The 13065-nt window shown below is 28.8% G+C and carries 14 protein-coding genes and 1 tRNA gene; 3 read left to right on the forward strand and 12 right to left on the reverse strand.

Annotated features, from left to right (window positions below):
• The first annotated feature begins 4 nt into the window (after positions 1 to 4).
• Together SYO3AOP1_RS07565 and SYO3AOP1_RS07570 are read left to right on the forward strand one after the other, a co-directional pair.
• Positions 5 to 1216: an HDOD domain-containing protein gene (locus tag SYO3AOP1_RS07565; protein WP_012460135.1), complete on the forward strand. Its 1212-nt coding sequence runs from the start codon at positions 5 to 7 to the stop codon at positions 1214 to 1216.
• 10 nt (positions 1217 to 1226) lie between these two features.
• Positions 1227 to 2462: a sensor domain-containing diguanylate cyclase gene (locus SYO3AOP1_RS07570; protein ID WP_012460136.1), complete on the forward strand. Its 1236-nt coding sequence runs from the start codon at positions 1227 to 1229 to the stop codon at positions 2460 to 2462.
• 264 nt (positions 2463 to 2726) lie between these two features.
• On the opposite strand, the gene SYO3AOP1_RS07575 is transcribed toward SYO3AOP1_RS07570, so the two are convergent.
• Genes SYO3AOP1_RS07575 through SYO3AOP1_RS07590 form a run of 4 tightly spaced genes read right to left on the reverse strand, consistent with a single transcriptional unit; the run spans position 2727 to position 7105 of the window.
• Complete coding sequence (locus SYO3AOP1_RS07575) at positions 2727 to 3539, reverse strand: HAMP domain-containing sensor histidine kinase (protein WP_012460137.1); 813 nt, start codon at positions 3537 to 3539, stop codon at positions 2727 to 2729.
• Between the two features lie 53 nt (positions 3540 to 3592).
• The gene (locus SYO3AOP1_RS09780; RefSeq protein WP_012460138.1) at positions 3593 to 3913 is read right to left on the reverse strand and encodes a hypothetical protein; all 321 of its coding nucleotides are present in this window, start codon (positions 3911 to 3913) and stop codon (positions 3593 to 3595) included.
• On the reverse strand, positions 3906 to 4565 hold the full coding sequence (locus SYO3AOP1_RS07585; RefSeq protein WP_012460139.1) for a response regulator transcription factor: 660 nt from the start codon (positions 4563 to 4565) through the stop codon (positions 3906 to 3908). Before SYO3AOP1_RS07585 ends, SYO3AOP1_RS09780 begins: the two co-directional genes overlap by 8 nt.
• Positions 4562 to 7105 (reverse strand): DHHA1 domain-containing protein, encoded by a 2544-nt coding sequence (locus tag SYO3AOP1_RS07590; RefSeq protein WP_012460140.1) that lies wholly within the window; start codon positions 7103 to 7105, stop codon positions 4562 to 4564. Before SYO3AOP1_RS07590 ends, SYO3AOP1_RS07585 begins: the two co-directional genes overlap by 4 nt.
• 37 nt (positions 7106 to 7142) lie before the next feature.
• On the opposite strand from SYO3AOP1_RS07590, the gene SYO3AOP1_RS07595 reads away from it, so the two are divergent.
• Positions 7143 to 7226: transfer RNA gene (locus tag SYO3AOP1_RS07595), tRNA-Leu, on the forward strand.
• 7 nt (positions 7227 to 7233) lie between these two features.
• Here SYO3AOP1_RS07595 and SYO3AOP1_RS07600 read toward each other — a convergent pair.
• The 8 genes from SYO3AOP1_RS07600 to SYO3AOP1_RS07630 form a co-directional block, all read right to left on the reverse strand.
• Positions 7234 to 8562, reverse strand: a complete 1329-nt coding sequence (locus tag SYO3AOP1_RS07600; protein WP_012460141.1) for a TldD/PmbA family protein — start codon at positions 8560 to 8562, stop codon at positions 7234 to 7236.
• Between the two features lie 499 nt (positions 8563 to 9061).
• The gene (locus tag SYO3AOP1_RS07605) at positions 9062 to 9457 is read right to left on the reverse strand and encodes a thioesterase family protein (protein WP_041674789.1); all 396 of its coding nucleotides are present in this window, start codon (positions 9455 to 9457) and stop codon (positions 9062 to 9064) included.
• The gene (locus SYO3AOP1_RS07610; RefSeq protein WP_012460143.1) at positions 9450 to 9863 is read right to left on the reverse strand and encodes a hypothetical protein; all 414 of its coding nucleotides are present in this window, start codon (positions 9861 to 9863) and stop codon (positions 9450 to 9452) included. The genes SYO3AOP1_RS07605 and SYO3AOP1_RS07610 overlap by 8 nt, the downstream gene beginning before the upstream one ends.
• 144 nt (positions 9864 to 10007) lie before the next feature.
• A complete protein-coding gene (locus tag SYO3AOP1_RS07615) occupies positions 10008 to 10430 on the reverse strand; it encodes a hypothetical protein (protein WP_012460144.1) in 423 nt (140 codons plus the stop codon).
• Positions 10431 to 10442: 12 nt separating this feature from the next.
• Positions 10443 to 11816 carry a phosphoglucomutase/phosphomannomutase family protein gene (locus SYO3AOP1_RS07620; RefSeq protein WP_012460145.1) on the reverse strand — a complete coding sequence of 458 codons (1374 nt, stop codon included), beginning with the start codon at positions 11814 to 11816 and terminating at the stop codon, positions 10443 to 10445.
• A 10-nt stretch (positions 11817 to 11826) separates the two neighbouring features.
• A complete protein-coding gene (locus tag SYO3AOP1_RS07625; protein ID WP_012460146.1) occupies positions 11827 to 12330 on the reverse strand; it encodes a hypothetical protein in 504 nt (167 codons plus the stop codon).
• Complete coding sequence (locus tag SYO3AOP1_RS09450; protein WP_012460147.1) at positions 12305 to 12472, reverse strand: hypothetical protein; 168 nt, start codon at positions 12470 to 12472, stop codon at positions 12305 to 12307. Before SYO3AOP1_RS09450 ends, SYO3AOP1_RS07625 begins: the two co-directional genes overlap by 26 nt.
• Positions 12473 to 12511: 39 nt before the next feature.
• Complete coding sequence (locus SYO3AOP1_RS07630; protein ID WP_012460148.1) at positions 12512 to 13003, reverse strand: phosphate-starvation-inducible PsiE family protein; 492 nt, start codon at positions 13001 to 13003, stop codon at positions 12512 to 12514.
• Positions 13004 to 13065 lie beyond the last annotated feature (62 nt).

The raw sequence follows: 13065 nt of genomic DNA on the forward strand, positions 1-13065 counted from the left end.
AAATATGGAAAACATATACTTATGTAAAGTTCCCATATTTGACAAAAATCAAAATTTAGTTGCATATGAAATAAAGTATGATTATGAAAATGAAGATTTTAAGCAAACGGTTAAAAAATTATATTCGTTAATCTCGGATATAGATATTGTATCAATTTTGTCTGGAAAAGAAGCTTTTATAAAAGTAACTTCAGATATCTTAATTTTTACAGAGTTTTTAAATTTAATACCAAAAGAGATATTTACTATTATGATTGATTATACAAATCTTAAATCCAAAAATGTTCAAGAGAAAGTTAAAGAATACAAAAATGATGGATATAGATATGCAATAGATTTAAATAGTTTAGAAGATATTGATATTAATTTTTTAATATCTTTTTCAGGTTTGTTTAACTTTATATTTATTGACGTTTCAAACCTCTCTGATAAAAAAATAAATTTAATTCATGATTTATGTCAACTCCCATTTACATTGATAGCTAAAAATGTAGATAGTTTACATGATTTTAATAAAGCAAAAGATCTTGGATTTGAATTATTTGAAGGGGAGTTTTTTAAAGAACCAGAAAAATTAGAGTCGGATACTGATATTTTTAACAAAATAGATACTTTAAAAATAATTAGGTATGTACACGAAGAAGATGATTTAAATGAAGTTGCAGAAGTAATTAAAGCTAACCCTGAAATAAGTGTAGCATTATTAAAATATGTAAACTCTTCATTTTTTTATTTAAGAAACCCTATAACATCAGTCAATAGAGCAGTTATATACTTAGGAAAGAAAAACCTTATAAATTGGTTGATGTTAATATCTATGATGTCAGTATCTAATAAAGATACAGATAGGGAGGTAGTAAAAGCTACACTTTTTAGAGGAAAATTTATGGAATTATTAAGTAAAGAAATAAATGAAGATATAAACATAGCTGAAACCGCTTTTTTAATTGGAATTTTATCCTTTGCAGAAAGAATCTTCAAAGCTCCGCTTTCAACAATTCTAAGACATCTAAATTTAAGTGAGGAGTTAGAAAAAGATATAAAGGAGGGTAAAGGTTACTATGGAGAGCTACTTTTTTTAGTTAAAGCCATAGAAAAAAATGATAGAAGTAAAATAGATGAATTTATAACTATTTTTAATATTCCTAAAAATAAAATATCTGAACTTACTGTTGAAAGCTACAAATGGGTTGAAAACCTTTCAAAATTAATTTAGAGGGTAACAAATGGAATTTGAATTTTCAGAAGAAAAAATTGATACTATATTTGTTAGGCTACTAAAATATGCAGAGAAAAATTTTAAATCTGCAATATGTAAAGAAACATTTTTAAAAATTAAATACTTGGTAAAAGATGTACTGAGAAATAAAAATAAAATTTCAGAATTCCAGCAATTAGGCTGTGACCTTTTTAAATTAGGAATTATTTTTAATGAAGCTATATCAATTTTTGATTTTTTGAGAAAAAACTTTATAGCACACCTACCAAACGCTATCGATTTAAGAGAAGCAAAAAGAATTGAAAGGTTATACGAAGAAATGGAAAATCATTTGGCAATAGGGTATTTAAAAAATGAGGTAATTTTGTTAAAGAATAGATTAGAATTTTTAGAAGAGTACATTATTTCCAAAGATATCCATTTACTTCTTGCAAACCCTTTTAAAGCTCATATTAATTATTTCAAAGATTTTTTAAACTCCATTTTGGATGGTGGAATATTTAGTAATATATCGCATCAATCTTGTGCTTTTGGTATATGGTTAAAAGAAAAAGGGAAAGAATACATAGATGAAGAACATATTTTAAAAGATTTGAAACACTTGCATAAAGATTTTCATAATCTAATTGAAATTGCAGAAAGTTATAAGAAAAACAAAAAATTTAAGGACCTTTACTTTATGATTTTAAATATTCAAAATATAATGATTTGGATAGGAAACGAATTTTTGTATTTAAATACAAAATTCATAAAATTAGAAATGTCGATAGACCCTTTAACAGGAGCTTTTAATAGAAGAGGTTTTGAAATAATTATTCAAAAACTTTTAGAAATTTCCCAAATAACCGATGCTCCCATTACACTTGCCATGGCTGATTTAGATTACTTTAAAAAAATTAACGATACTTTTGGTCATCTTGCTGGAGATGAAGCTTTAAAACATTTTGTAAATATTATAAAAAGAAATTTAAGAAAATCTGATTATGTATTTAGAATTGGTGGAGAAGAATTTTTAATTTTACTTCCAAATACAGAATTAAAAGATGCTGTAGAAATTGTAGAAAGAATTAGGAAAGACCTTGAAGAAAACTCGCTACATTACGATGGTAAAGAAATAAAAATAACTGCAAGCTTTGGCTTAGCTGAAGTAGATAAAGAAAAATATATTAATGAGATCATAAAAAAAGCAGATGAAAAGCTCTATAAAGCAAAAGAGTCCGGAAGAAATAAGGTAGTAGTTTAAAAATTAAATTTGTTCATAACTTGGGTGAGAAATCCAAAAGATTACAAGATTCTTGGGCAGCTATAGAGTGTTAAAATTGAGAAAGTAGAGGATTAATGGATGTTGGGCAGTTCATGAACTGCCCGTACATAAAGGTAAGGAGCGAGAGGTAAAAGGCGAGAAGTAAGGCACCTATTTAATTTGTTATATATCGCTTTTCACTTATTCTAAAGGCTTTAGTATTATCAAAATTCCCAATTTCTCACTCAATGCGTAGCTTATTTATCAAAACTTGATTATGAAATTATTCATGTTATCTCTAAAGCTATAGCTTATTTTAAAACCATACTTTTCACATATTTTTTTAACTATAGATAATCCTAAACCGAGACCTTCTGTAGTTCCAGCATCGTTTTCTCTGTAAAATTTTTCAAATATTTTTTTAGGTTTATTTATAGATTTCCCTGTATTTTTGATCTTAACTATTGATTTATCAAATTCAATCTCTATTATTCCATTTTTTTCGTTATATTTTATTGCATTTTCAATTAAGTTAGAAAAACATACTTCAATATCAATATAATTGGCGTTAATCTTTATATGGTCTTTTTCGCTAAATACTATCCTTAAATTTTTTTCTTGAATCTTATTTTCAAACTTAGCTAAAACATCTTTTACGAGATGATTTATATTAATTTCCTCAATCTCTTTTTTATCAACAGATTTTAAAGCTTCTATGTTTGTTAGTATATTTTGAACATAATTAAGATTTTTTTCTATCTGATTTATATTATTTTCAATATTTTGAAAATTTTTTGCTTTCATCAAATAAAAATTAGTTTTGATAATAGTTATAGGTGTTCTTAAATCATGAGAGATTATATTCAAAACGTTTTCAAGGTTTTCTTTATTTTTCTTGATTGGCTCTAAAAGTCTTCCAGAAACTGAGTAAGCTAAAAAGCTTGATAGCATTATTACAAGGACGATTGAATAAAAAATCGATTTTTTTAGCTTTTCCAAATCATTTTTAAGATAACCTTCATCTTTGCCAATCACTATAAAATATTCTTTTTGAGATTTGTATTTATAACCATACAAAATTAAACTTCCAGATTGATTTCTTCCTTCAAAAATTTTAATATTTTCTGGATTTATTGATTTTTTTTTTTTATGTGAAAGTTATTTAAGTTATTTATGCAGAGTTTTTGATAGTCTGTCAAATTGTATAGACAAATAAAAGTATTTTCTTCCGTAGATAATTTAAATATTTGAGAAATATCTTTATCGATGGCATCAATAACCTGAATTAGTTTTGACCTAATATCATCTTCAATCTCAACTAATTTTTGATTTTCATAAGAAAGATATATAGAGTATGAAAGAATAACTGCAATCAAGGATATAATAAAGGTAAGTAAAAGAGTTATCTTTATTCTTACAGCTTGGAATTCATCTAAATGAAATTTATTCAATTCTATATCCAACACCTTCTATTGTCTTTATAATTTTCTTGTCTGGGTCTATCAATTTTCTTAAATTTTTTATATTTGCTCTCATTGTCTCTCTTGAAGGTACTTCCGTTATTTCCCAGCATTTACTTAATAGAGTTTCATAACTTACAATTTTCCCTCTATTCCTTACTAATTGCTCTAAAATACAATAAAGCTTTGGAGTTAGTTCTACGAATTTTCCAGATTTTTTAACAACTTTGTTTTTTAAATCTATTTCTAAATTATCTATTAAAACTATATCCTTTTTTTCAGCAGACACTCTTCTTCCAATGGCTCTTATTCTTGCAAGAAGTTCATCAACATCGAAAGGTTTTGTAATATAATCATCTGCTCCTAAATCAAGTCCTGTTATTTTATCTTTTGTTTGGTTTTTTGCAGTAAGAATTATAACTGGCGTATCTATTCCTTTATTTCTAATAGTTTTTAATACTTCTAATCCATCAATATCCGGAAGCATTAAATCTAATATAATTACATCATAACTTGAATTCTCTATAAAATTTAAAGCTTCTTTTCCGTCAAAAGCTGAATCTACTACATAACCGTTTAATTCTAAAACCTCTCTAATTGTATTATTTAAATCTAAATTATCTTCAACTAAAAGTATCTTCATATTATCCTCTCTAAATATTTACTTTTTATATATTTTATAGCATCATCTTTATTTTTAAACTCTTCTTTTAACTGTTTTTCAAATACGTCTTCCAAAATATTCTTAAACAGCTTTGATGGTTTTAAGCCAAGTTCTATTAAATCTTCTCCTTTGATTAACGGTTTTTTCTCTACTTCAAAAATTTTTATTATTTTTTTATATCTGTCTTCATCTACCAAAGTTAAAATAGCCGGTAAGTATTCTAAATTTATTTTCTTCAAAATTTTGTAAATCTGAAAAATGTCTTCAAGCTTCAAAATCTCATTAAAATCTTGAACAAATTTATCGCATAGCTTAGCTTCTTTATCAAAATGATACAGTTTAAGATTTTCATATATAAGCTCTGTTGGTAAGTGAGATAAAAGGACATATAAAAAGTTTGTTGTTTTGCTGTAATTGTAAGGTTTTATATGCTGTAGTAAAACTAAATTATCTGTAAGTTTTTGTAATAATATTTCTTTTTTTAAGTCAATATGTGTCTGAGTAAATATTTTATTTAAGACTTTATACTTATCATAAAGCTTTAGTATCTCGATAGCTTTCTCTTCTTCAAAGGCAAGATTTAATTCTAAATTTATTCTTCCTCTTGGTGCAACTGACAACAATCCTTTTTCAACACTGTAAGTTAAAAGTTTTTCAGTGTTTTTTTCTAACTTAAAGTTAAACCTTCCTGCAAATCTCAATGCTCTAAGAATCCTAATTGGGTCTTCTACAAAACTTAAAGAGTGTAAGATTCTAATTCGTTTTTCTTTAATATCTTTTATTGCGTTAAAGTAATCAATTAAAATTCCATAGTTTGAGGATGTGATTTCTATGGCAAGGGTGTTTATTGTAAAATCTCTTCTGTATAAGTCTTCAAAAAGTGTTGCTTTCTCAACTTTTGGATATGCTCCCGGTGATTGGTATTCTTCTTTTCTTGCTGTTGAAAAGTCAAGCTTTAAACCATTTTCAATTACTACCTGCCCTGTCATAAATTCGTTGTAAATATAAAAAGTATAGTTTTTATCTTTTACATACTCTTTTATTAAAGTAGGTGCATCACCCTCAACAATGATATCTACATCAAGATTTGGACGATTTAAAATAATATCTCTAACAACTCCGCCGATTATAAAGCTTCTATATCCAAGTTTTTGCGATAGCTCTCCAATCTCTTTAAACTTTTCTATTAGTATTTTTGGAAAGAATTTCTCAAGCTTTTGTTTGAAATTGTATGTTTTTAGATGATAATGGGTTAAATTTTCTTCCGGAATATCTTTTAAAAGCTGTTTAATTATGTCTTTTTTGTAAATAACACCTATATATTTACCGTCTTTTATCACCGGGAAAATTTCGCTATTTATCTCCATCAATTTTTTTAACTTTAAAATGTTTAGGTCTGAGCAATTTACAACATACCAATCTTCGGCAAAAGTTATTGCTTTTTCTTCTGTTAATCCATGTTTTAATCCAAGTTTAACGGATTGGCTTGTCAAAACTCCTGCATATTTTTCGTTTTTGTCTAAAACAATCATATATTTGTAAGTTTTTGCTAAATTCTCTAAGTCTTTAAATTTAGTATCAAAGTTTATCTTAGGTAAGTCATCTTTTATCAGATTTTCAAAACTGAATGATTCCTTTTCTAAAAAAAATATCAAGATTGATTTTATATCCTCGTAGGAAAAGCCTGTTATTTGGGTTGATGCGGCGTATTTATGACCCCCACCGTCAAAATGTTTTAAAATTTTATTAACATCAATATTTTCATTAACAGACCTACCAATTATGGTTTTTTTGTTCTTTTGATTAATAACGACAAAGTAAGCATCGGCGTCTTCAAAGACTTTTACATACTTTAATATACCTGCTACATCATAGTTATATCCTTTGGAAGTTTGTGAGATGTAAATTTTAAAATCTTTTATAGGTAAAGATTCTGCATTTACTTGTAGTTCTTTTAAAAGTTCCAACTCTGGTAAATCAAATCTATCTTGAATAACTTTCGTAAATCTGTTTATATCTATCCCAACTTCAAAAAGATACTGATAAGCTTTTATATCTCTAATTGTTGTGCCTTTGTACTTAAATCCTCCTGTATCTTCATATATCCCAAGGGCTAAGATTGTTGCATCTATGTTGTCAATCTTGATTTTTTCTTTTTTTAATTTTTCTACAAAAATAGTTGTTAAGGCTCCGGTTTTATAAAGATGAGTTTTATATTTTTTTGAGTATGCTTTTTTTGGATGGTGGTCGTATATCTCTACCTCTACATTTTCAGGAAGTGTTATATCTAAGGTTTGATGGTCTGTTATTATGGCTTTTGTTATTTTAGATATATCCAATTGATCTATTTTTATTATTTTATCTTTAAATTTTTCTGAGAATACATCAAGCGTTTTCTTTACTTTTAATTCATAACTGTTTGGTAAAAGGATTTTAAAATCTGGATTAAGTAAAGTTATAGCGTAAGCTGAGGAAAGCTCGTCTAAATCTGCTCCGTTTTGAAGTATTACTACTTGCAATTTTTCCTCTCTGTGATATAATATTTATCTCTGAATTGCCCAGGTGGCGAAACTGGCAGACGCGCTATCTTGAGGGGGTAGTGCCCGAGAGGGCGTGTGGGTTCAAATCCCACCCTGGGCACTTTATCTTATTCTCCTCCTACTGTGATATTTTCAACTATCAATGAAGGGCTGCCAAGAATTCCATAAAACCTTAAATCATTTCCTACAAGAACAATGTTATTTAGTATATCTAAGATATTTCCGGCTATTGTAACACCTCTTACAGACTTAACGATTTCACCTTTATGATAGATAATTCCGGAAGCTCCAAGAGAGAAATCACCGGATATTGGGTCTGCTGTATGAAGTCCCATTAAATCTATTATATAAAATACTTCATCTGCGTTGTCTAAAAATGCTTTAATATCATCTTTACCATTTTCTATATAAAAGTTTGTTATTCCAACAGATGGTAAAGTCCTAAAATCAGACCTTACAGCGTTTCCAGTAGATTTTAAGCCTGTTTTTTTAGCTGTATAGTTGTTGTGTAAAAATCCTTTGAAAATACCATTTTCTATTAAAACTGTCTTTCCTTTTAAGTTCCCTTCTCCGTCGTATGTGGAACTACTAAATCCTTTTGGAAGTCTTCCGTTGTCTACAAGCGTAAACTTTTCCTTTGCTACTTTTTTATTTATTTTATCTTTAAACAAAGTTTTATTTTTAATCATAGCATCTGCTGTAAATGCTGATGAGAATGTGTCAAGAATTTCAACTGCTACATGTGGTGGTAGCATTATTGTCATGTTTTTAGTAGTTATTGGTTTTGAGTTTAAAAGAGATACTGCATGAAAAACTGCCTCTTGTGCTATTTTGTCTAAATCAAGGTCTGATAAAAATCTTGTAGCGTTAAAACTCCATGATATCTGACTGTCTTCACCTTCTTGTGCAACAGCTGACACCATGGCTGAGTAAAATGTGCCCTTTTCTTTTATTTCTACTCCAAAAGAATTTATTAAGACTGTTTCAACAATATTTTCTACAAAGGTTGAGCTTCTAACCGCTTTAATTCTTTCATCTTTTTGTCTTACAAGCCTTTCTAATTCAATAGATTTTTCTACTTTTTCTGAGTATGGAAGATTTACTGCAAAAGTGTCAAAGTATTCTATCTTTTCTGATTCTTCAAGCTTTTCAACAAATCCGTTAGCCTCATCTTCAGAAGTAATCTCAGCAAGCTCTTTTGCTGCTTTAATACAATCAGCTATATCTTTTTCTTCAAAAGATGTAGAGTATGCAAATCCTTGAGACTTTCCAAATAATACTCTAACAGAAAATCCGGCATCTTCTGAAACTGATACTTTATCAAGTTTAAGGTCGTTAGATTGAGATTTTAACTTTTTATTTTTCAGATAAAAAATCTCCCACCCATAGCCTTTTAACTCTTTTTTTGCTATATCTATAACTTTTTCTAAACTCATATTAGCCTACTCCAAACAAAATTTTGTTATTAATATCTTATCATGTATGCCATATTTAAATTTTACCTTGATTAGAGAAAGTAAAGAAAATTAAGAAATTCTGAAAAATTAAATAAACAGACTAAAAATAATAATATCATACGTCGGGTGAGAAATTCGGTAAAAGTAGGAGATTCTTCGCTTCGCTCAGAATGACAAATAAGGTTATCCTTTTTCTGACGCTTATCATTCAACCTTTGACCGTCATCCTGAGGACTTTAGTCCGAAGGATCTCCTCTTTTAAATAAGGTGAGAAAGTGATTAGAGGCAATTCATAAAGTTGCATTACGTAAAAGGGGCCAGCAGGAAAAAAGACACTAATTTAATCTGTTTTTCAATAAGCCTGCATTCAATTTGGAGATTTCAGTCTAAAAGGGGAGGTATCTTTTTAATTTTATCTAGATTTCCGATATCTAACCTGATGTATAAAACTTCCTAAATGTATCTGTAATCTAAGAATTTACACCATTCTCTCGTATAGAATTTGTGGAATTTTAATTATTTTTCTTGTATCTCTATTTAGACAGCAGTGTTTCGTCTCTCCAACTGTCTTTAATTCTTCATTTGAAAAAACTTCATATTTAAATTTAAAGAAAAATTTATCTTTTTCTATGATAGAGAATCTGATTTCTAACTCCTCGCCAAAATAGACTGGTTTTAGATATTGGACGTTTAAAGACAGAAGAACGACATCGACTCTTAACTCTTCTCTTAATTTGTGATAAGGAAAACCTATATGTTCTAAATAATATCCCCTTGCTTCCTCAAAATACCGGGGATAGTTTGAGTGATGTACTATCCCCTGGGCGTCTGTTTCATAAAAATTAACTTTTCTTTTATAGATTAACTTACTCATCTGAAAAAATTTCATTCATTCTTAGAAATCCTTCAACAAATCCTTTTTGTTTATCACTTAAAAATATCTTACCCATAGGAATAAGTTTATTACTCCTTTTTTCATAATCTTCTTTAGATAAAAATCCTATGACTATATATCCTCTTTCTAATAGCTTATAAATCATCTCTCCATATGCAATAGGAATTATAAACGCTGCTTCATCAGTCATGACTAAAAAAACTAAAGTTGGTCCGGCTTCTTCATAGGATGCGATTATTTCCAGCTCATACATAAGCTTATCTTTAACAAGTTTATCAACTACCTTCTTCTTATACTCAAATAAAGCATAAACATTTCCATCTTCTGCTAAAAATGTATCAAATGGACCTGTAATATCTTCTACTGACCAAATTCCGATTTTCATCTTAAATAACCCCCATTTAAACAATCAAAATAAGAGATTATTCACCGGTTGTAGAATGACATATAAGATTATCTTTCCTCTAATGCCTTGTCGTTCAACCTTTGACTGCCATCCTGAGGACTTTGATCCGAAGAATCTTCGAAATTAATCTCTTTCTTCAAGCTCTTCCGATTCTCCAAGTAAGACTTCGGCTGTTCTTTGACATCCTTCTACAAATCCAATTAATAAATCATCTAATTGAATTGTCATTGTAGGTGTGTTGTCTAAGTTGCCTTTTTCAAAGTCAGTTTCAGAAATGAATGCCACTGTAAAAGCTCCTTTTTCTGCCAATACTTCCCAGCTTTCACCATAAGGCAGTGCAAAGAAAATTTCTGCACCATCTATATATGCAGTTATCAGCAGATAAAGCTCTTCATCTTCATCATCATAATCTACATCAATATCCACTTCTACGTTTAGAGATTCTTTTTGTAATAGAGGTATTAAATTTTTCTCCGGCTCTACTAAAACTACAATCTCTCCTTCTTCTGTTAATAAAATTTCAAATGGTTGATACATTTCTTCCATAGCTACTCTCCTTTATAAAATTAATTGTTTTCCTTCGTTTAATACTCTTTCTGTAAGCTCTAATTTTGGAGTTTCTACGTATATTCTTAAAACTGGCTCTGTTCCTGATGCTCTAAATAGTATCCAGCTATCATCTTCAAAAATAAGTTTAACGCCATCTGTTAAATCTTTCTCTCTAATTTTTAAGCCTGCAAATTCTTTTATTTCTTTATTTTTCAAATCTTCTACAAGCTTTATACCTTTATCTCCTTCCACTTTTAGGTCTTCTCTCTTATAGTAGGATTCTCCAAATTCTTCAAATAGGTCTTTTATTATTTCTGTTAGCGGTTTTCCGTAAAGCATCATCATCTCCAAAAATAACATACCAGACAGTATGCCGTCCCTTTCTGGAATATGAAATCCAAAACCATATCCACCGGATTCTTCTCCACCAAAGGCTACTTGTTCTTTCAGCATTATATCAGCTACGTATTTAAAGCCAACAGGTGTTTTGTGAAGTTTTATATTTTCTTTTTTTGCTATTCTGTCAACCAAATATGTTGTTGATACAGTTTTTACTACACTACCTTTAGTTTTTCTATTTCTAACTGTATGCAATAAAAGCAAAGCATATGCTATCTGCGTATTTACAAACTCTCCATCCTCTGCAACAACTCCAACTCTGTCAGAGTCTCCATCGTTTGCAACGCCAATATCTGCTTCTGTGGCTATCACCTTAGCTTTTAATAAAGATAAATTTTTATCTATCGGTTCCGGGTGATGAAATCCAAAGTACGGGTCTCTAATATGATTAATCTGGATTACATCAATAAATGTATCTTCAAGAAGTTTATTATACATACCTATGGAAGTTGCAAACATTGGGTCATGGACAAGCTTTAGCTCTTTTTGTTTAAAAATTGAATAATCAAAATAAGATTTTATTGTATTTAAATATAAATTCTTTACATCAAAAAGCTGCCAATCTTTTTTACCTGTTTTAACTTCATTCTTTCCGATTCTATCTTCTACACTTTTTATAATCTCAGGTGTTGCCGGACCACCGTAGCTACCTTTTATTTTGTATCCATTGTACTTGTATCCATTATGAGATGCTGTAATCATAACTCCTTCATCTGCTTTTAAATGTTTGGCTGCGTAAGATAAAGCCGGTGTTGTACAGACAGAATTTGACAAAATTACTTCAAAGTCATTAGAAGAAAAAACTTCCGCAACAAGTTCTGCATAATCAGAAGACATAAAGCGAGTATCATATCCGATGATTATTTTTTTGCCGTTTCTTTCTTTGAGAGAGTCTGCATGAGCTTGTGCTATTTTGCTTACGACTTCAAAAGTAAAATCTTTTCCGATGATAGCTCTATATCCATCCGTTCCAAACTTTATCATTACATCCCCTTTATAGTTTCTTTTTCTTTTCTTTTAGAGAATAGTATACATCATTAAGCATCAAATCTACAAGCTCATAATATTCTTTTGCTAAGGAGTCCGAGGCTTTTCCTTCTACCAAAATTCTCCATAAATATGGATTGTTCCCTACAACTGCAGTTCCATCTCCAAGGTCATAGATAGATAGCGTAATGACTGTCATGGGTGGAAGCGATAATGATACATTTTTAGCTTTTTCTATATAGTTTTTAGAATAAAGCTGAATTAAAAAATAATTTGTATCTGTTTGAATATCTAAAACTGTAAAGCCATTTTTTGATGCAATGTTCTTTAGCTCATAGTAGTACTCTTGAGGTTTTACCTTTGGATATGCTCTTTCCATTATTGCTTTTTCTCTAACTGTAGAGACAGATTTTTGATAAACAAAGATGAATAAGAAAATAAGCGTAGCTATAATTCCAAATCCTGTTAAGACAATAAATGGATAGTTAGGAGTTTTGGTTTGATTGTTCATCTTTTAACTCTTGCTTTTGCTTTTGTTTTTCTTCATTATAGCTTGCTTTTATTGAAAGTCCCCATAACAATCCAACTATTATAACCATCCATGTAAAAAAGATTATACCGCCAAGCTCTATCCAACTGCTTTCTGTTTCCATTTTAAAGACCTCTGATTACAATAATAATTATTAATTTTATCACATTTGAGTTTCTATTTTTTTAACTCCTTTTGTTTTTATTTTTTTCTGATTTTTCTTTAGTTTAAAATCTTTCTCTGATATAAATATATACTTAGGAATATAATACATTGAACCAAGAACAGCCAAAAGAATAGATATTCCTATGTAATCATAGAATTTTAAATAAGGTGCTTTAATAATTATTTCTCTTAAAACTGCTATTAACGTTGTTTTAACGATTAAAGATGTATCTACTCTTCTTTCTGTCAGATAAACAATCATTAATCTAAAAAGCTCGGTTAGAATAAATACATACAGGAATTTTGGTATTAGTTCAATAAAACTGTATTTTTCAGAGAATAAAGCTGACCCGATATCAAATAAAGCGTTGATACTTAAAATAAAAAGTAAAATTGTTAGCAAAACAATTATTATGTCTTCAAAAAGCTCAAAAATATCCCCGAGTTTTTCATGTAGAAATTGATTTTTTAATATATCTTTAAATTTCATGTTTTCTCCTAATTTTTTATTTCAAATATAGTTTATAATTTATTATAAATTTCATAACGAGG

It is taken from the genome of Sulfurihydrogenibium sp. YO3AOP1 (genome assembly GCF_000020325.1).
In the GTDB taxonomy this organism is placed as follows: domain Bacteria; phylum Aquificota; class Aquificia; order Aquificales; family Hydrogenothermaceae; genus Sulfurihydrogenibium.